This window comes from Pseudomonas sp. NFACC24-1 (assembly GCF_900115235.1).
GTDB classification, from domain to species: domain Bacteria; phylum Pseudomonadota; class Gammaproteobacteria; order Pseudomonadales; family Pseudomonadaceae; genus Aquipseudomonas; species Aquipseudomonas fluorescens_AA.
The window spans coordinates 128010-146543 of record NZ_FOVS01000016.1 but is presented as its reverse complement, the minus strand read 5'-3'; the positions used below and the strand labels follow the sequence as shown (position 1 = coordinate 146543).

At 61.7% G+C, this 18534-nt stretch carries 18 protein-coding genes; 4 read left to right on the top strand and 14 right to left on the bottom strand.

Annotated elements, in window-relative coordinates:
• Positions 1-339, top strand: a 339-nt coding sequence (locus BM317_RS16770) for an OprD family outer membrane porin (protein ID WP_139236038.1), incomplete at its 5' end; no start/stop codon positions are given.
• 207 nt (positions 340-546) lie between these two features.
• On the opposite strand, the gene pcaC is transcribed toward BM317_RS16770, so the two are convergent.
• The 11 genes from pcaC to pcaR all read right to left on the bottom strand — a co-directional run bounded on the left by pcaC (position 547) and on the right by pcaR (position 11690).
• Positions 547-939, bottom strand: coding sequence for a 4-carboxymuconolactone decarboxylase (pcaC, locus tag BM317_RS16765; RefSeq protein ID WP_092475278.1), 393 nt, complete (start codon positions 937-939; stop codon positions 547-549).
• Between the two features lie 10 nt (positions 940-949).
• The gene (gene pcaD / locus BM317_RS16760) at positions 950-1750 is read right to left on the bottom strand and encodes a 3-oxoadipate enol-lactonase (protein WP_092475272.1); all 801 of its coding nucleotides are present in this window, start codon (positions 1748-1750) and stop codon (positions 950-952) included.
• A 12-nt stretch (positions 1751-1762) separates the two neighbouring features.
• Positions 1763-3127, bottom strand: a complete 1365-nt coding sequence (locus tag BM317_RS16755; protein ID WP_092172695.1) for a 3-carboxy-cis,cis-muconate cycloisomerase — start codon at positions 3125-3127, stop codon at positions 1763-1765.
• Positions 3128-3368: 241 nt separating this feature from the next.
• Positions 3369-4667: an MFS family transporter gene (locus BM317_RS16750; protein ID WP_092475257.1), complete on the bottom strand. Its 1299-nt coding sequence runs from the start codon at positions 4665-4667 to the stop codon at positions 3369-3371.
• Between the two features lie 258 nt (positions 4668-4925).
• Complete coding sequence (pcaG, locus tag BM317_RS16745) at positions 4926-5492, bottom strand: protocatechuate 3,4-dioxygenase subunit alpha (protein WP_092475255.1); 567 nt, start codon at positions 5490-5492, stop codon at positions 4926-4928.
• 1 nt (position 5493) lies between these two features.
• Entirely contained in the window at positions 5494-6198 is a 705-nt protein-coding gene (pcaH, locus tag BM317_RS16740; RefSeq protein WP_092144292.1) for a protocatechuate 3,4-dioxygenase subunit beta, read from the bottom strand.
• 37 nt (positions 6199-6235) lie between these two features.
• Positions 6236-7441: a 3-oxoadipyl-CoA thiolase gene (gene pcaF / locus BM317_RS16735; RefSeq protein ID WP_170866264.1), complete on the bottom strand. Its 1206-nt coding sequence runs from the start codon at positions 7439-7441 to the stop codon at positions 6236-6238.
• The gene (locus BM317_RS16730; RefSeq protein ID WP_092172709.1) at positions 7438-8217 is read right to left on the bottom strand and encodes a CoA-transferase subunit beta; all 780 of its coding nucleotides are present in this window, start codon (positions 8215-8217) and stop codon (positions 7438-7440) included. The genes pcaF and BM317_RS16730 overlap by 4 nt, the downstream gene beginning before the upstream one ends.
• Positions 8214-9074, bottom strand: a complete 861-nt coding sequence (locus BM317_RS16725; protein ID WP_092475252.1) for a CoA transferase subunit A — start codon at positions 9072-9074, stop codon at positions 8214-8216. Before BM317_RS16725 ends, BM317_RS16730 begins: the two co-directional genes overlap by 4 nt.
• A 285-nt stretch (positions 9075-9359) precedes the next feature.
• Positions 9360-10706 carry a 4-hydroxybenzoate transporter PcaK gene (locus BM317_RS16720; RefSeq protein WP_092475251.1) on the bottom strand — a complete coding sequence of 449 codons (1347 nt, stop codon included), beginning with the start codon at positions 10704-10706 and terminating at the stop codon, positions 9360-9362.
• Positions 10707-10847: 141 nt separating this feature from the next.
• A complete protein-coding gene (gene pcaR, locus BM317_RS16715; protein ID WP_003184507.1) occupies positions 10848-11690 on the bottom strand; it encodes a pca regulon transcriptional regulator PcaR in 843 nt (280 codons plus the stop codon).
• Between the two features lie 576 nt (positions 11691-12266).
• Between pcaR and BM317_RS16710 the strand changes: the two genes are divergently transcribed.
• Complete coding sequence (locus BM317_RS16710; protein ID WP_003184509.1) at positions 12267-12467, top strand: hypothetical protein; 201 nt, start codon at positions 12267-12269, stop codon at positions 12465-12467.
• 365 nt (positions 12468-12832) lie between these two features.
• Positions 12833-14308 (top strand): inorganic phosphate transporter, encoded by a 1476-nt coding sequence (locus tag BM317_RS16705; protein ID WP_060738827.1) that lies wholly within the window; start codon positions 12833-12835, stop codon positions 14306-14308.
• A 244-nt stretch (positions 14309-14552) separates the two neighbouring features.
• Here the strand turns inward: BM317_RS16705 and ccoM are convergent, their stop codons facing one another.
• The 3 genes from ccoM to BM317_RS16695 form a co-directional block, all read right to left on the bottom strand.
• A complete protein-coding gene (ccoM, locus tag BM317_RS31350; RefSeq protein ID WP_025212288.1) occupies positions 14553-14669 on the bottom strand; it encodes a cytochrome c oxidase subunit CcoM in 117 nt (38 codons plus the stop codon).
• A 144-nt stretch (positions 14670-14813) separates the two neighbouring features.
• Positions 14814-14975, bottom strand: coding sequence for a hypothetical protein (locus BM317_RS30730; protein ID WP_092166070.1), 162 nt, complete (start codon positions 14973-14975; stop codon positions 14814-14816).
• Positions 14976-15069: 94 nt separating this feature from the next.
• The gene (locus tag BM317_RS16695; RefSeq protein ID WP_060738828.1) at positions 15070-15411 is read right to left on the bottom strand and encodes a hypothetical protein; all 342 of its coding nucleotides are present in this window, start codon (positions 15409-15411) and stop codon (positions 15070-15072) included.
• Positions 15412-15641: 230 nt separating this feature from the next.
• Here BM317_RS16695 and rapA point away from each other — a divergent pair, with 230 nt between their 5' ends.
• Positions 15642-18488 carry an RNA polymerase-associated protein RapA gene (rapA, locus tag BM317_RS16690; RefSeq protein ID WP_092166068.1) on the top strand — a complete coding sequence of 949 codons (2847 nt, stop codon included), beginning with the start codon at positions 15642-15644 and terminating at the stop codon, positions 18486-18488.
• The last annotated feature ends 46 nt before the right edge of the window (positions 18489-18534 follow it).

Sequence of the window (18534 nt, the reverse complement as noted above, 5' to 3'; positions counted from 1 at the left end):
ACCAGCGGCGGCACCCTGGCCAACGACAGCTACAACTCCAGCTACGACAACGCCAAGGAAAAATCCTGGCAACTGCGCCACGACTTCAACTTCGCCGCCGTCGGCGTGCCGGGCCTGACCCTGATGAACCGCTACATCAGCGGTGACAACGTGCACACCGCCACGGTCGACGATGGCAAGGAATGGGGTCGGGAAAGTGAGCTGGCCTACACCGTGCAGAGCGGTGCGTTGAAGAGCCTCAACGTGAAGTGGCGTAACTCAACGATGCGTCGGGACTACAGCACCAACGAGTTTGATGAGAACCGGTTGATCGTCAGCTATCCGATCAGCCTGCTGTAGAAGCCAAACATGGATGGAGGTTGTACCACCGTCATCGCGAGCAAGCTCGCTCCCACAGGGATCAGTGCCGCGCACAAAACTTGTGCTCACTGAAGATCCAGTGTGGGAGCGAGCTTGCTCGCGATGGCGGCGGCACAGTCAGCATCTCGCCGACTGGCCCACCGCTTTCGCGGGCAAGCCCGCTCCCACAGGGAATGAGGTGCCCCCTTAATCCCGCGACTCGACGCCCAGTTCGTCCCACACCGACTCGGCCAGGTGGAAGGTGGCGTTGGCTGCCGGGATGCCGCAGTAGATGGCGCTCTGCATGATCACTTCCTTGATCTCGCTGCGGCTCACCCCATTGTTGGCAGCGGCGCGCAGGTGCAGCTTGAGTTCTTCGGCGCGGTTCATGCCAATCAGCATGGCGATGGTGATCAGGCTGCGGGTATGGCGCGGCAGGCCTGGGCGGGTCCAGATGTCGCCCCAGGCATGGCGGGTGATCATCTCCTGGAATTCGCTGTTGAACTCGGTCAGGGCAGTGAGGCTGCGGTCGACGTGGGCATCGCCCAGTACCGCGCGGCGTACTTGCATGCCTTCATCGTAACGTTGTTTCTCGTCCACAAAAAACTCCTCAGGCGCGGCTGGAATCAAGCAGGAAATCCAGCACCCGGGTGCTGAAAGCAGCGCCGGCCTGGACGTTGGACAGGTGCGCGGCGTAGAACTCGGCGTACTCGGCCCCACTGACCCGCTCCTGGATAAAGAGCCCACCCGACGGCGGTGTCACGGCATCTTCGGTACCGGCGATCACCAGCAGCGGCACACGGATCAACGACAATTGCTCACGAAAATCGGCATCACGCACGGCCGCACAATTGGCCGCGTAGCCCTGGGGCGATGTGGCAGCGAGCATGTCGGTGATTTTCTTCACCTTCGCAGGATGAGCCTCGGCAAAATCCGCGGTAAACCAGCGGGCGATCGAAGCATCCCGCAACGCCACCATCGCATCCTTGCCGTCGCGCAGCACGGTTTCGATGCGCGGGTTCCACACCGACGGGTCGCCGATCTTCGCGGCGGTGTTGCACACCACCAGTTTGTGCAGGCGCTCGCCCGCATTGATTCCCAACCACTGGCCAATCAGCCCTCCCATGGACAAGCCACAGAAATGCACCTTATCGATGTTCAACTGATCGAGCATCGCCAGCACGTCGCGTCCTAGCTGCTCGATGCTGTAGGGGCCTTCGGTGACCAGCGATTGACCATGGCCGCGAGTGTCGAAGCGCAGAACGCGAAAGTGTTCGCTGAAGGCCGCGACCTGCTCGTCCCACATGTGCAAATCAGTGCCCAGTGAGTTGGAGAGCACCAGTACCGGGGCGTCTTGCGGCCCGTCCAATAGGTAATTCAGATCGCCCTCGGCGAGTTTGACGAATCCCACAACAATCTCCTTTCAGGCGTTCAAGGCAAGGTGTTCGGCCACGGCTCGAGCGACCCAGGTCTGGGCTTGTCCGAGGTAGTGCGCCGGGTCGAGCAGATGATCAAGTTCGGTCGCCGATAGCTGCGCGGTGACCTGGGGTTCGTCTCCCAGCACCTCGCGCAGATGCCGCTGTTCGGCCACGGCGCGCTTGCAGCATTGCTCCAGCAAATGATGCGCCGTGTCGCGCCCCACACGCTGGGCCAGGACAATGCTCACCGCTTCGGCCAGCACCAGCCCGTGGGTCAGTTCCAGATTGCGGGCCATGCGCGCCGCATCCACTTCCAGCCCTTCGGCCAGCAGTCGCGCCTGTTGCAAGGCACCGGAGACCAGGCAGCAGATTTCCGGCAAGGTTTCCCACTCGGCGTGCCACAGGCCCAGGCTGCGCTCGTGCTCCTGAGGCATGGCGCTGAACAGCGTCGACAACAAACCCGGTACCCGCGTCGCCGCGCCGATCAATACCGCCGCGCCCACCGGATTGCGCTTGTGCGGCATGGTGGACGAACCGCCCTTGCCCGGGGCGGAGGGTTCGAAGGCTTCTCCGGCCTCGGTTTGCATCAACAGGCTGATGTCGCGGCCCAATTTGCCCAGGCTGCCGGCGATCAGGCCCAGCACTGAACCGAACTCCACCAGGCGATCACGCTGGGTGTGCCACGGCTGCTCCGGCAAGGTCAGTTGCAGTTCGACGGCCAAGGCTTCGGCGACGGGCAAGGCGTGTTCACCCAAGGCGGCGAGGGTTCCGGAAGCACCGCCAAATTGCAGCACCAGCAAGCGTGGTTTGAGCTCTTTCAAGCGTTGGCGACTGCGGGTGATCGCCCCCAGCCAACCGGCGATTTTCATCCCCAGGGTCACCGGCGTGGCGTGTTGCAGCCAGGTGCGCCCGGCCAACGGTGTGGCGGCGTAGCGTTCGGCTTGTCGGGCCAGGATGGCGGCCAGTTGCGCCAACTCGCCCTCGATCAGGCCCAACGCCTGGCGCAGTTGCAGCACCAGCCCGCTGTCCATCACGTCCTGGCTGGTGGCGCCCAGGTGCACGTAGCGCTCGGCTTCGGCATCCTCGGCGGCGATGCGCTTGCCCAACGCCTTGACCAACGGGATCGCCGAATTGCCAGCGCTGGCGATCGCTTCGCTCAGTGCCGAAAAATCGTACAACTGGGCACGACAAGCCTGCTCGATCGACGCCACGGCGCTTTGCGGAATCAACCCGACCCGCGCCTCCGCCCGGGCCAAGGCGGCTTCGACATCCAGCATGGCCTGGACCCGCCCCGCATCGCAGAACACCTCGCGCATGTCGCGGGCGGTGAAGTAGGCATCGAACAGCTGATTGCCCGGTCGTTCGCTCATAAACAGTCCTTGGGAAGGTAAATGTTCCTGTGGCTAGGAGATTGTTGTGGCGAGGGGATTTATCCCCGCTGGGCTGCGCAGCAGCCCCTAAGCAGCAACACAATCTGTCTGACAGACCCAGTTGCTGATATTTAGGGCCGCTTCGCGCCCCAGCGGGGCGGTGCGACGTTTCGCTAAATCCCCTCGCCACAACAATCTCTGGCCACAATGACTCAAACAAGCCTCAAATGATCAGGTGGATTCAAAGGTCGTGGTGCAAATACGCCGGTTGCTTGGGCAGGCGCAGGCTGAACAGGAACGCCACGACCATCATCACCGTGACATACCAATAAAAGGCGTTCTCCATGCCTTGGGCCTTCAGGCTCAAGGCGACGTATTCGGCCGATCCGCCAAAAATCGCATTGGCCACCGCATAGGCCAACCCTACTCCCAGCGCTCGCACTTCAGGTGGAAACATCTCGGCTTTCACCAGGCCACTGATGGAGGTGTAGAAACTGACGATCGCCAGCGCCAGCGTGATCAGGATAAACGCCAGGAACGGGCTGCTGATGCTTTTGAGGGTCAGCAGGATCGGCACTGTGCACAGCGCCCCCAGGGCACCGAACCAGAGCATGGAATTGCGTCGGCCGATCTTGTCCGCCAGCATGCCGAACAACGGCTGCATGCACATGTACAGGAACAGCGCGCCAGTCATGATGTAGCTGGCGGTCTTGGCGTGCAGGCCGGCGGTGTTCACCAGGTATTTCTGCATGTACGTGGTGAAGGTATAGAAAATCAGCGAACCGCCGGCGGTGTAGCCCAGCACGGTGATGAACGCGGCCTTGTGGTCGCGAAACAGCGCCGCGATGCTGCCAGCGTCCTTGTTCTCACGCATTTCCTTGCTACTGGTTTCCTTCAGGGACCGCCGCAGGAAGAGTGAAATCAACGCGGCCACGGCGCCGACCACGAACGGGATCCGCCAGCCGTAGGCACGCAGTTCATCTTCGCTGAGAAACTGTTGCAGGATCACCACCAGCGACACCGCCAGCAGTTGCCCACCGATCAACGTCACGTACTGGAACGAGGCGAAGAAACCGCGCTGGCCCTTGAGGGCGACTTCGCTCATGTAGGTGGCGGTGGTGCCGTATTCGCCGCCCACCGACAGGCCCTGCAGCAAACGCGCGAACAACAGCAGCACCGGCGCCCAGACGCCGATGTCCTTGTAGGTGGGCAGGCAGGCGATGAGCAACGAGCCGAAGCACATCATCAGCACCGAGATCATCATCGAATTCTTGCGCCCGTGACGGTCCGCCACCCGGCCAAAAATCCAGCCGCCGATGGGCCGCATCAGGAACCCGGCGGCGAATACACCGGCCGTGTTGACCAGTTGCACCGTGGGGTTGTCGGACGGAAAGAACGCCGGCGCGAAATAGATCGCGCAGAACGCATAGACGTAGAAGTCGAACCATTCGACCAGGTTGCCGGATGAAGCACCGACGATGGCAAAGATGCGCTTGCTGCGTTCTTCGCCGGTGTAGTGGCTGGTGATTGGAGTGGCCATTGATTATTCACTCGTTGGGGAATGGACAAAGTCTAGACACACTTCGTAACAGACCCGTTCCACAAACAGTCTTTCAAGCAGTAGCGCCTGTAGCGCCGTCATCGCGAGCAAGCTCGCTCCCACAAGGACGATGATCGTTCCCACGCTCCGCGTGGGAACGCCTCAACGGACGCTCTGCGTTCGGCTCTGGATGTGACGCAGAGCGTCACGGGCAGCATTCCCACGCGGAGCGTGGGAACGATCATCGCCTGTCAACATTCAGTAATCGAAGAACACCGTCTCGGCATCTGTGCCCTGCAGGATCACGTTCCATTGATACACACCCGACGCATCGGGCTTGCTCACGATCGTGGCGCGACGCTCCTCGGGTACGCAGGCCAGCAGCGGGTCGGTTTCGTTGGCCTGTTCGCCATCGAAGTAGATACGCGTCAGCAAATGCTTGACCAACCCGCGAGCGAACACCAGCACCACCAGATGCGGTGCCTGGGTCGTACCTGCCAGCCCCGGTACAGTGCCCGGCTTGATGGTGGTGAAACGAAAACGCCCTTCGGCATCTACCGGCACCCGGCCGAAGCCTTCGAAATTCGGGTCCAGGGGTTTGTCTTGGTCGTCTTCCGGGTGGGCGTATTTGCCGGCGGCGTTGGCCTGCCAGACTTCCAGCATCGCGTCGTTGACGAACTGACCATTGCCGTCGACCACCTGCCCGGTGATCGCCACGCGTTGGCCGAGGGTTTCGGCGACGGTCAGGTCTTCGCGGTTCAGCCAGGTCAGGCCGATGTGGTAGTACGGGCCAACGGTGTGGGACGTGGTGGCGGTGAGCGTCATCTTATTTCTCCATCGGCGTGGCATCGCGGCCGCGCAAGACGATGTCCCAGCGGTAACCGAGGGCGTAGTGAGGGACGGTTTTTTCCAGGTCGAAACGGGCGATCAGGCGTTCCTTGGCACTTGTGTCTGGCACGCAGTTGTAGATCGGGTCGTATTCGAGCAACGGATCGCCAGGAAAGTACATCTGCGTCACCAGGCGCGTCAGGATGCTCGGCCCGAACAGGGAGAAATGGATATGCGCCGGGCGCCAGGCGTTGTGGTGGTTGCCCCATGGATAAGCGCCGGGCTTGATGGTCTGGAACTGATACCAGCCGTCGGCGTCGGTGACGGTGCGACCGGTGCCGGTGAAATTCGGGTCCAGCGGCGCGTCATGGTTATCACGGTCATGGTTGTAGCGACCGGCGGCGTTGGCCTGCCAGATTTCCACCAGGATGCCTGGCACCGGCTGGCCGTGCTCATCCAGCACGCGCCCGTGAATGATGATCCGTTCACCCAATGGCTCGCCGGCATGCTGGGCGGTCAGGTCATGATCCTTTTCCTGCACGCGGTCGGCGCCGACAGTCGGGCCGGTGATTTCCGACAACGAATGCGGCAGGAACACCAATGGCTTGGACGGCGAGCGCAGGTTGGTGGACTGGTACGGCGGGTGCAGATACTCCGGCTGGGTGCCCGCTTGGGGGCGACGATAACCAGGCTTGTCAGTCATGAAGCATTCCTCGGTTTCTTATTAGTAGAGCGACGCGTCAGACGCGTTCAATGGCCAATGCCAGACCCTGGCCGACGCCGACACACATGGTCGCCAGGCCTTTCTTGCCGCCGGTCTTTTCCAGATGGTGCAACGCCGTCATCACCAAACGCGCCCCACTCATGCCCAGGGGATGGCCAAGGGCGATGGCGCCGCCGTTCGGGTTGACCTGCGGCGCATCGTCCGCCAGCCCCAGATCACGCAACACCGCCAGGCCCTGGCTGGCAAACGCTTCATTGAGTTCGATCACGTCGAAATCGGCGACCGCCAGGCCCAGGCGCTCAGTGAGTTTGCGCACCGCCGGTACCGGGCCGATGCCCATCACCCGTGGCGCGACGCCGGCACTGGCCATGCCCAGCACTTTGCCGCGAGGCGTCAGGCCATGTTTTTTCACCGCTTCGGCCGAGGCCAGGATCAGCGCCGCTGCGCCGTCGTTCACGCCTGATGCGTTGCCGGCGGTGACGGTTTTGTCCGGCCCGTTTACCGGTTTGAGTTTGCCCAAGGTCTCCAGCGTGGTGTCGGCGCGAGGATGCTCGTCCTGCTCGACCACGGTTTCGCCTTTCTTATGGGCGATGCGCACCGGCACGATTTCTTCGGCGAAAAAACCCGCCGCCTGGGCCGCCGCCGTGCGCTGTTGGCTGCGCAAGGCGAAAGCGTCCTGGTCGGCGCGGGACACGGCGTAGTCATCAGCCACGTTATCGGCGGTCTGCGGCATCGCGTCCACACCGTACTGGGCTTTCATCAACGGGTTGATGAAGCGCCAGCCGATGGTGGTGTCTTCCAGCTTCATGTTGCGGGAGAACGCGGTGTCAGCCTTGCCCATCACGAACGGCGCACGGGACATCGACTCCACACCGCCCGCGATCGCCAGTTCCATTTCGCCGCTGGCGATGGCGCGGAACGCGGTGCCGATGGCATCCATGCCCGAGGCGCAAAGACGATTGAGAGTCACACCGGGAATGCTCTGCGGCAAGCCCGCCAACAGCAGCGCCATGCGCGCCACGTTGCGGTTGTCTTCGCCAGCCTGGTTGGCGCAGCCGAGAAACACCTCGTCCAACGCGTTCCAGTCCACCGATGGGTTGCGTTCCATCAGTGCCTTGATCGGGACAGCCGCCAGGTCATCGGCGCGGACCGCGGACAAACCGCCGCCAAATCGACCGATGGGGGTTCGAATCGCATCACAGATATAAACGTCGCGCATCAGGCTTCTCCCGGTGCCTGGCCGTGGGCCGCCGCGGTGCGAGCTTCAAGGTCGCGCAGTGCACGCAGCTCCACCTCGGTCGGTTCGGCGGTGGTCTGCAGCTGGTCGGCGAAGCGGATCGCCCAGCCAGTGGCAGCAATGACTTGCTCGCGGGTCACGCCGGGGTGCAGCGCAGTGACCACGAATTCATGGGTGCCGGCTTCCGGCTCCATGATGCACAAGTCGGTGATGATACCCACGGGCCCTGCGCCCGGCAGACCGAGACGCTTGCGCGAATCGCCACCTTCACCATGGCCGACCGAAGTGATGAAATCCAGCTTGTCGACAAACGAACGCGCCGACTGCTTGAGGATGATCAACACGCTCTTGGCCGAGCCAGCGATTTCCGGTGCGCCACCGGCACCCGGCAGGCGGACTTTCGGCTGATGGTAGTCGCCCACCACCGTGGTGTTGATGTTGCCGAAACGGTCGACCTGGGCCGCGCCAAGGAAACCGACGTCGATACGCCCGCCCTGCAGCCAGTAGCGGAAAATCTCACCGGTCGGTACGACGGTATCGGCGGTTTCCGCCAGTTCACCGTCGCCAATGGACAGCGGCAGCACGCTGGGCTTGGCACCGATCGGGCCGGACTCGTAGATCAGCACGACGTCTGGCGACGAGGTCAGCCGCGCCAGGTTCGCCGCTTTCGACGGCAGGCCGATGCCAACGAAGCACACGGCATTGTTTTTCAAGCGACGCGCCGCGGCGACGGTCATCATTTCGTTGGTGGAGTAGGTCATGGTTTCACCTGCGAAGCGGCTGCCAGTCTGGCCTGGAATTCACTGAAATCCCGAGTGCCGTGGATGTATTCGTTGATCCATGCAGTAAACGTCTCACGGTCCCGAGCGATCGGATCCCACGCTTGATAAAAACGATTGTCACGTTCGGTGTAGCCGTGGGCGTAGGACGGATGGGCACCGCCCGGTACGTGGCACACCGCGCTCAACGCCCAGGTCGGCAGTACGCAGGCGTTCATCGGCGCATTCAGGTCGTCGACAATTTCTTCCACGGTGACGATGCAACGCTTGGCGGCCAGGGCGGCTTCTTTCTGCACACCGAGAATGCCCCACAGCAGCACGTTGCCCTTGCGGTCGGCTTTCTGGGCGTGGATCACCGTGATATCAGGGCGCACCGAAGGCACGGCGGCCAATACTTCACCGGTGAAGGGACAGGTTACGCTCTTGAGCAGCGGGTTGACCTTCGGCAGGTCAGAGCCGGCGTAGGCCCGCAACACCGCGAATGGCAGGCCGGAGGCGCCGGCGACGTAGGCGTTGGCCAGGTCGGCGTGGCTGTGTTCCTCGATCTCCAGCGGATGCGGCCATTGTTTCTCCACGGCATCGCGCAAACGGTGCAACGACCCGACGCCAGGGTTGCCGCCCCAGGAGAAAATCAATTTGCGAGCACAACCGGCGCCGATCAACTGGTCGTAGATCAAGTCAGGTGTCATGCGCACCAGGGTCAGATCTTTCTTGCCCTGGCGAATGATTTCATGACCCGCCGCCGTAGGAATCAGATGAGTGAAGCCTTCGAGCGCGACGGTATCGCCGTCGTTGACGAATTGCTTCACCGCGTCGTGCAGCGAAAGGATTTCAGCCATGGGGCAGGCTCCCGTTTTCCAGTAGACCGACATGAAGAAAAAGGCGCGAGGTTAAGCGCCGGAGTGACTGGAAGATTAAGCTTCGGGAAAAGGCCAAACAATCCGATAATCGACTGAGTGTTCGTTTATCGAACAGATTGTTGTTTGGCTATCGATTTATCCAAGTACACTGAGATCCCTGTGGGAGCGGGCTTGCTCGCGAATGCAGTGGGTCAGACAAAGTAGTACCGCCTGACAAACCTCATTCGCGAGCAAGCCCGCTCCCACAGGGGAAATATCACCAACTCATGTCGCATCCGCATGACTGACCATGCCTTTGATCACCACCGCCGTGGTCGCCAGGGCCGCCGGAATGACCAAGGCGGTCAGGACCTGTTCGAAGTTCCAGCCCAGGCCCAGCAGGGTCGCGCCCATCCAGGCCCCGAGGATCGCGCCGAAGCGACCGATGCCCAGCATCCACGAGACACCGGTGGCCCGGCCCTGGGTCGGGTAGAAACGCGCCGCCAGGGAAGGCATCGCCGATTGCGCACCGTTGACACACATGCCGGCCACCAACACCAGGGTGGCGAGCAAGGTGATGTTGCCCAGGCTCTGCCCCACCGCGTAGGCAAACAACCCGGCCATCAGGTAGAAAAGGCCGATGACCTTGTGCGGATTGAACCGGTCCATTGCCCAACCAACGAAGACGGCGCTCAACACACCCCCGAATTGAAACAACGCGCCGATAAACGCGGCCTGTTCCATGCTCGCGCCGCTGTCGCGCATCAAGGTCGGCAGCCAACTCGTCAGCAGGTAGACGATCACCAGGCCCATGAAATAGGTCAGCCACAGCAGCAAGGTGCCGGCGCTGTAGGTGCCGGAGAAAATCACCGCCAGCACGTTGCGGGCTTTCACGGTTTTCTGTTCCGGCACGCTGAAGCTCGTCGCTTGGGCAACCGTGTGTGGCTCGATCGGCGCCAGGGTCTTGCGCACTTTGTCGGTACCGCGATTGCGCACCACCAGGAAACGCGCCGACTCCGGCAGCCAGAACAGCAACACCACCGCCAGGATCAACGGCAGGATCCCGCCAATCAGCAGCAGGCTGTGCCAACCAAACGCCGGTATCAGCTTGGCGGAGATGAACCCGCCGCCGGCCATGCCCAGGTTGAAGCCGCAGAACATGCTGGTCACCAGCAGGGACTTCTTGCGTTCCGGAGTGTATTCCGAAAGCAAGGTAGTGGCGTTCGGCATGCCGGCGCCCAAGCCCAGGCCGGTCAGGAAACGCAATACCAGCAATTGATCGACGTTGGTGCTGTAGGCCGACGCCAGGCTGAACGCGCCAAACAGCAGGACCGCGCCAAACAGTACGACTTTTCGCCCGAAGCGATCAGCCAGCGGCCCGGAGCCCAGTGCGCCAAACACCATGCCGATCAGCGCGGCGCTCATCACCGGGCCGAGGCTGGCGCGATCGATGCCCCAGTCCTGGGACAAGGCCGGGGCGATGAACCCCATGGCCGCAGTATCGAGGCCGTCGAGAAATACAATCAGGAAACAGAGGATCACCACCCGCCACTGATAGCGCGAAATGGGTTGGGCATTGATGAAGGACTGCACATCGAGGCAGTGACCTACGGAGGTCTGGGGCTGGTTCATTTTATTTTTATTCCACGCAAGAAACGCAGGCGAACGAATCAGAGACCGGCGAAACACGCCGGATGACGCTGCGCGACATTAATGAGGCCAGGCAAATACCGTCAATTCATCGCCGCCGACTGTGTGCGTTTATCGAACAGCTTAAGTGAACAGTTGCGCGCTCAGGTCGCGACTGGCCCCCAGCAGGCCTGGCAGGAAGCGCTGTTCCAGCTCATTGCGACTGACCCGCCCGGCATGGGTACTGACGTTGAGCGCGGCCACCACTTGACCGGAAGCGTCGTACACCGGCACGGCAATCGAACGCAGGCCCTGTTCCAGTTCCTGGTCGACGATGCACCAGCCCTGCTGCCGCACCTGTTGCAGACACTCGAGCAACGCTTCGGGTGTATGCAAAGTGCGGCTGGTCTTGGCTTGCAGGTCGGCGTGGTCGAGGTAATCGCGCAGCGACGCATCATCCAGGGCCGCCAGGAGGATCCTGCCCATCGAAGTGCAATAGGCTGGCAGGCGCCCGCCTACTGAAAGGTCCACCGAAATCAGGCGCTGGGTGGTGGCGGAACGGGCGATGTAGAGAATGTCGTCGCCTTCGAGCGTGGCCATGTTGCAGGCTTCGTGCAGTTGCTCGCTCATGCGGTCCAGGTACGGCTGGGCAGAAACGGCCAGGGGTGTGGAGGACAGATAGGCGTGACCGAGGGTCAGCACTTTGGGCAGCAGCGAATAGGTCCGCCCATCCGTAGTGGCGTAGCCAAGCTTGATCAAGGTATGCAGGCAACGTCTGACGGCGGCGCGGGGAATTTCCGTGCGGTGGCTGATCTGGGCGATGGTCAGGTGTCGCTTGCGCTCCTGGAAGGCCTGGACCACCGCCAACCCGCGGGCCAGGGACGTCATGAAATCGGGATCACCGGTCAGGGCCTGGATCCGTTTGGCCGGCGAGGCGACGATCGGTGGCGCTACGGACGTGAAGGCATTGCGCAATTGGTCGTTCATGTCTGATCCTTCCCCGGGAGTGACGGCTATTCAAACGGCTGCCCAATGGGCAAGCAAGGGCCGCCGGCCAAGATCGTTCGATTATCGAACCGCCGACCGATAATCGCAATCAGACCAGGCGCCAAATAGCGGCCTGCCGCGGACGCAGTCGATAGTAAGTTTGCGGGAAACAGTGAGACACGGTTTGACGCGACAACGTTAGCAATATTGAACTTGTCGGCGGGAACGGTTTCTGGATAACGGCACTAGCCGGGATCTTCTGCGAGCGGCTGTACAAGTTGCACATACAAACATGAGTTCACACAACAACAACACCTTTTACTTTTTCCCGATAGTGTTATTCGGCTGGGCCGCTATAATGCCAAACAGCGACGGTACGGCCAATCGACCGTTCCCGTACGCAGGCATCGTGGTCGAGACCCTGGTGCCCGAAGCACCTTCATGGTCGCTTCCCCTGTTTGGCAACAACGCGAAGCCTGATGCTACGTCAGCTGTCAGCTCTGGTGCCGTGGCCGTCTGCATGCCCTCATGCAGTGCGTATCACCAGATTCAACTTCATTTAATTTAGGTAGAACTGTGACGAAAGACGAACTGCGCGCGGAACTTGAGCGCCAGGAACAACGTTACAAGGAAGTTTACGGCGGAGAAGTCACCACCTACGCCGCGCAACCTGAACCGGAACGCAAACCCTGGCGTAAGCGCGCCACCGTTCAGGACCAGGCTTTCACCCAGGAACTTCAGAAAATGGAAAAAGAACTCAAAGCCGAAGAGCAGTGACGCTCCGGGCCCGATGTTCTTGTGAAGAGGTCTCCGACCGCCACCCTGGCCGGAGGCCATAGCGCACGCCCGCCATGAGCGGGCCGCCATCCGCCACCCGTCAGACAATCGGGAAGGCCCTGGCCGACCTCCTTTTCAGATATTTCATACAATTCCTTGAGGCGTCCTACAGCTGGCGGAGATCCAGCTCGGATGCGCTTTGCGCCCCTGAATCAAGGGGTTACGCACCCCGCGGAAAACCTCGCGCTTGAGGCTTTCCTACAAAATATTTCGTTGAAGAATGTTACCGATGAGCAGGCAGTGCATCGATTACCGAGGTTTTCTGGCATAATCGCGCCCCCTTACGACCGGGTCAGAAAACCTTCATGATCGATTTATTCAGCGGACTGGATGCTTGGGTGCTTGTGAGCCTCTTGCTCGCCCTGGCTTTTGTCCTCGCCTTCGAGTTCATCAACGGCTTTCATGACACCGCTAACGCGGTTGCCACTGTTATCTACACCAAAGCCATGCCGCCTCACCTGGCGGTGTTCTTTTCCGGTGTGTTCAATTTCCTCGGTGTGCTGCTGGGCGGCGTGGGGGTGGCGTACGCCATCGTTCACCTGCTGCCCGTGGAGCTGCTGATCAATGTGAACACCGGACACGGGCTGGCCATGGTGTTTTCGCTGCTCGCAGCGGCCATCACCTGGAACCTGGGCACCTGGTACTTCGGTATCCCGGCGTCCAGTTCCCACACGTTGATCGGTTCGATCCTCGGCGTGGGTCTGGCCAATGCGCTGATCAACGATATCCCGTTGGCCGACGGGGTGAACTGGCAGAAGGCGATCGATATCGGCGCCTCCCTGGTGTTCTCGCCCATGGCCGGTTTCCTGATCGCCGCCCTGGTGCTGATCGGCCTGAAATGGTGGCGCCCGCTGTCGAAGATGCACAAGACGCCGGAACAGCGCCGCCAGATCGACGACAAGAAGCACCCGCCGTTCTGGAATCGCCTGGTACTGGTGATCTCGGCCATGGCCGTCAGCTTTGTCCACGGTTCCAACGATGGCCAGAAAGGTATCGGCCTGATCATGCTGGTGCTGATCGGTATCGTGCCGGCACAGTTCGTACTCGACCTGGGCAGCACCACCTACCAGATCGAACGGACCCGAGACGCGACGCTGCACTTGAGCCAGTTCTATCAACGCAACAACGAGTCCCTGGGTGAATTCCTGGCGCTGGGCAAAAGCGTGGAAGGCGATCTGCCGGAGAAATTCCGCTGCAACCCGCAACAGACCGAACCGACCATCAATGCCCTGCTCGACACGCTCAAAGGCGTGGCGGACTACCATTCGCTGCCGTCTGAACGACGCATCGAGGTTCGTCGCTACCTGCTTTGCCTGGACGACACGGCGAAGAAGGTCGGCAAGTTGCCGGGCCTGGCCGCTCGTGAGAAAGACGACCTGAACAAACTGCGCAAGGACCTGACCGCCACCACCGAGTACGCTCCGTTCTGGGTGATCCTGGCGGTCGCCCTGGCGCTGGGCCTGGGCACCATGATCGGCTGGAAGCGTGTAGTGCTGACCATCGGCGAGAAGATCGGCAAGCAAGGCATGACCTACGCCCAGGGCATGTCGGCGCAGATCACCACGGCGTGCATGATCGGCGCGGCGAACATCTTCAGCCTGCCGGTTTCCACCACCCACGTCCTGTCCTCGGGCGTGGCCGGCACCATGGTCGCCAACAAGAGCGGCCTGCAAGGTGGCACCGTGCGCAACATCCTGCTGGCCTGGGTGTTGACCCTGCCGGCGACGGTGGCCCTGTCGGCCGGGCTGTTCTGGCTGGCGTCCAAGGCCCTGGGCAGCTGATTCCAGCGGCTGACAAAAAAGGTGCGACCCCTTGCGGTTCGCACCTTTTTTATGCCCAAAACCAATGTGGGAGCGGGCTTGCTCGCGAAGGCGGTGTGTCAGTCAATGTATGAGTAACTGACACAACGCCTTCGCGAGCAAGCCCGCTCCCACATTTTGATTTGTATCTACCGGAAAATCGGCAAAAAAAAGGGCGACCGAAGTCGCCCAAAATGCCTTGCGTGCTCGTTGTAGCCGGAAAGACCTACGGTTTTTTCCGCTTGTGTGCGTCTTTCCAGATGAATAATCCGAAACCTGCGAAAAACACGAACATGAGGCCGACCGTCAACACCCCGGCAAACACCACATTATCGAAAAACATGACTGGCCTCCTGGTCTTGCCCTTGTTGCGATGGGTTCAAGGTAACCAATCAGGCCTGGATGAAAATTGACCGGGGTCAATAACGCCCGCAACGGGGCGCAAAGGTGGGGAAATAACTGATCTGCATCAATGGATCGAGGGGGTTCAGCGCTTTTTCGGTTTGTTTTTCGGCTTTTTCTTGGACTTACCCAACGGCATGGCCTGCTCGAAAGCCTGGCGGACTTCATTGAGGCGTTTTTCGTTGAGGTCGTGAACGCGCTTGGCGCGCTCGGCACTGAGGTCGATCAGCTTGTCGTCTTGGCTCATGGCGTGTGGGCATCGTGCAGTGAATTGCGGATGCACCCATGATGCGGGCTGTTGGCGGCGTTGACCAGCCTGTGCGTGCAGGCAGGCACCTGGATCAGATCTGGATATCGACCCACAGGCCCTGGCGCGTCTCGTCGTCTATCAGCGGCACCACTGGCACGGTGTTGTCGGCGTTGAGCTCGGTACCCGGTACGGCGAGGTGTACTTCTGGGTCTTCATCGGCCTCGCGGCGGCGGCGGTCGCGTTCCTGCTGGCGACGCTGCTCCTCGCGCAACAGCAGCGCGGTCTCTTCCGGGTCGCGCTTTTGCAAGTCAATGGTGCTTTCATTGGAGCTTTGCTGCACCGGGACCACGGGCGGTATGTCCGGTCGCTGGCGAACCGGATCCTGTTGAGCGGTGATGGGTACGGCGCTCAAAGGGAGCATGGGTGGCAACATAAAGTTCTCCTGTCTTCAGGTTGTCGGCGGCTAAAGTGGCAGCTTGAACCGCCGGTCCGAAACTTGTGACCCAGTTGGCAATTGCACCGTTCACCAGGGCCGAGCTTGTTTGATCGCTGGGCAAGCGTAAGTTCCGTGCCATTGGTAATGAATCAGCGTACGTAAATCCTTTGGTCTGAAGGATCCTTCCGTTAAGATAACCGGCTTTTTCAAGGCGGGAGTCAGGCAGCATGGCGCAGCAGTATCAACCGGGGCAACGCTGGATCAGTGACAGCGAAGCCGAGCTGGGTTTAGGCACCGTTCTGGCACAGGACGGCCGCTTGTTGACCGTGCTCTATCCGGCCACTGGCGACACTCGCCAGTACGCGCTACGGAATGCGCCACTTACCCGTGTACGGTTTTCACCGGGCGATGTGATCACTCACTTCGAAGGCTGGAAAATGACCGTGCGCGAAGTCGATGACGTCGACGGCCTGCTGGTCTACCACGGCCTCAACGGGCAGAATGAAGTCGTCACCCTGCCCGAGACTCAACTGTCGAACTTCATCCAGTTCCGCCTGGCCAGCGACCGTCTGTTCGCCGGCCAGATCGACCCACTGGCCTGGTTCTCCCTGCGCTACCACACCCTGGAACACACCAGCCGCCAGTTGCAGTCTTCGCTTTGGGGCCTGGGCGGTGTACGTGCCCAGCCGATTGCCCATCAACTGCACATTGCCCGTGAAGTGGCCGACCGCATTGCGCCGCGGGTGTTGCTGGCCGACGAAGTGGGCCTGGGCAAGACCATCGAAGCCGGCCTGGTCATCCACCGTCAATTGCTGTCCGGCCGCGCCAACCGCGTCCTGATCCTGGTACCGGAAAACCTCCAGCATCAATGGCTGGTGGAAATGCGTCGGCGCTTCAACCTGCAGGTCGCACTGTTCGACGAAGAACGTTTTATCGAAAGCGATGCCAGCAACCCGTTCGAAGACACCCAACTGGCCTTGGTGGCGTTGGAGTGGCTGGTGGACGATGAAAAGGCCCAGGATGCGCTGTTCGCCGCCGGCTGGGACCTGATGGTGGTCGACGAGGCCCATCACCTGGTGTGGCACGAAGACCAGGTCAGCCCGCAATACGCCCTGGTCGAGCAGCTTGCCGAAACCATCCCAGGCGTGCTGCTGCTCACCGCGACCCCGGAACAACTGGGCCAGGACAGCCACTTCGCCCGCCTGCGCCTGCTGGACCCGAACCGCTTCCATGACCTCAAGGCCTTCCGCGCCGAGAGCGAAAACTATCGCCCGGTGGCCGAAGCCGTGCAGGAGCTGCTGGACAAAGGCCGACTCTCGCCCGAAGCCCACAAGACCATCCAGGGTTTCCTGGGCAATGAAGGCGAAGCCTTGCTGACCGCCGTCAATGATGGCGATGTCGAAGCCAGCGCCCGCCTGGTGCGCGAACTGCTGGACCGCCACGGCACCGGCCGCGTGCTGTTCCGCAACACCCGCGCCGCTGTGCAGGGCTTCCCCGAGCGCAAGCTGCACGCCTACCCGTTGCCTTGCCCGGACGAATACCTTGAATTGCCGTTGGGCGATCACGCCGAGTTGTACCCGGAAGTCAGCTTCCAGGCCCAGCCGGACGCCAGCGAGGAGGAGCGCTGGTGGCGTTTCGACCCGCGGGTCGAGTGGCTGATCGACACCCTGAAGATGCTCAAGCGCACCAAGGTGCTGGTGATCTGTGCCCACGCCGAAACCGCCATGGACCTGGAAGATGCCCTGCGCGTGCGTTCCGGCATCCCGGCCACGGTGTTCCACGAAGGCATGAACATCCTGGAGCGTGACCGTGCGGCGGCCTATTTCGCCGACGAAGAGTTTGGCGCCCAGGTGCTGATCTGCTCGGAAATCGGCAGTGAAGGCCGCAACTTCCAGTTCGCCCATCACCTGGTGCTGTTCGATCTGCCGGCACACCCGGACCTGCTGGAGCAGCGTATCGGCCGCCTGGACCGGATCGGCCAGAAGCACACCATCGAGCTGCATGTGCCTTATCTGGAAACCAGCCCGCAAGCGCGGCTGTTCCAGTGGTACCACGAAGCCCTGAATGCCTTCCTCAACACCTGCCCGACCGGCAACGCCTTGCAGCACCAGTTCGGCCCGCGTCTGCTGCCCTTGCTGGAGGAAGCCGACGATGGCCAGTGGCAAGCGCTGATCGACGAGGCCCGTGCCGAACGCGAGCGCCTGGAAGCTGAGCTGCACACCGGTCGCGACCGTTTGCTGGAGCTCAACTCCGGAGGCGCCGGTGAAGGCGATGCGCTGGTGGAGGCCATTCTCGAGCAGGACGACCAGTTTGCCCTGCCGATCTACATGGAAACCCTGTTCGACGCCTTTGGTATCGACAGCGAGGACCATTCGGAAAACGCGCTGATCCTCAAGCCGAGCGAAAAAATGCTCGACGCCAGCTTCCCCCTGGGCGACGACGAAGGCGTGACCATCACCTACGACCGCAACCAGGCGCTGTCGCGCGAAGACATGCAGTTCATCACCTGGGAGCACCCGATGGTGCAAGGCGGCATGGACCTGGTGCTGTCCGGCTCCATGGGCAACACCGCCGTGGCACTGATCAAGAACAAGGCCCTCAAGCCCGGTACCGTGTTGCTGGAGCTGCTCTACGTCAGTGAAGTGGTTGCCCCGCGCTCGCTGCAGCTGGGTCGCTACCTGCCGCCGGCCGCCCTGCGCTGCCTGCTGGACGCCAACGGCAACGACCTGGCCGCCCGGGTCTCGTTCGAAACCCTGAACGACCAACTCGAAAGCGTGCCCCGCGCCAGCGCCAACAAGTTCATCCAGGCCCAGCGCGACCAGCTCACACCGCGAATCAATGCCGGCGAAGAGAAGATCGCCCCACGTCACGCCGAACGCGTGGCCGAGGCCCAGCGCCGCCTGGCCGCCGATACCGACGAGGAACTGGCCCGCCTGACCGCCCTGCAAGCGGTCAACCCGACCGTGCGCGACAGCGAGCTGGTGGCCCTGCGCCAACAGCGCGAGCAAGGCTTGGCGATGCTTGAGAAGGCGGCGCTACGCCTGGAGGCGATTCGGGTGCTGGTGGCGGGCTGATTGCCGCAGTAGTCCGAAAAAGGCCCGCAGCGATGCGGGCCTTTTT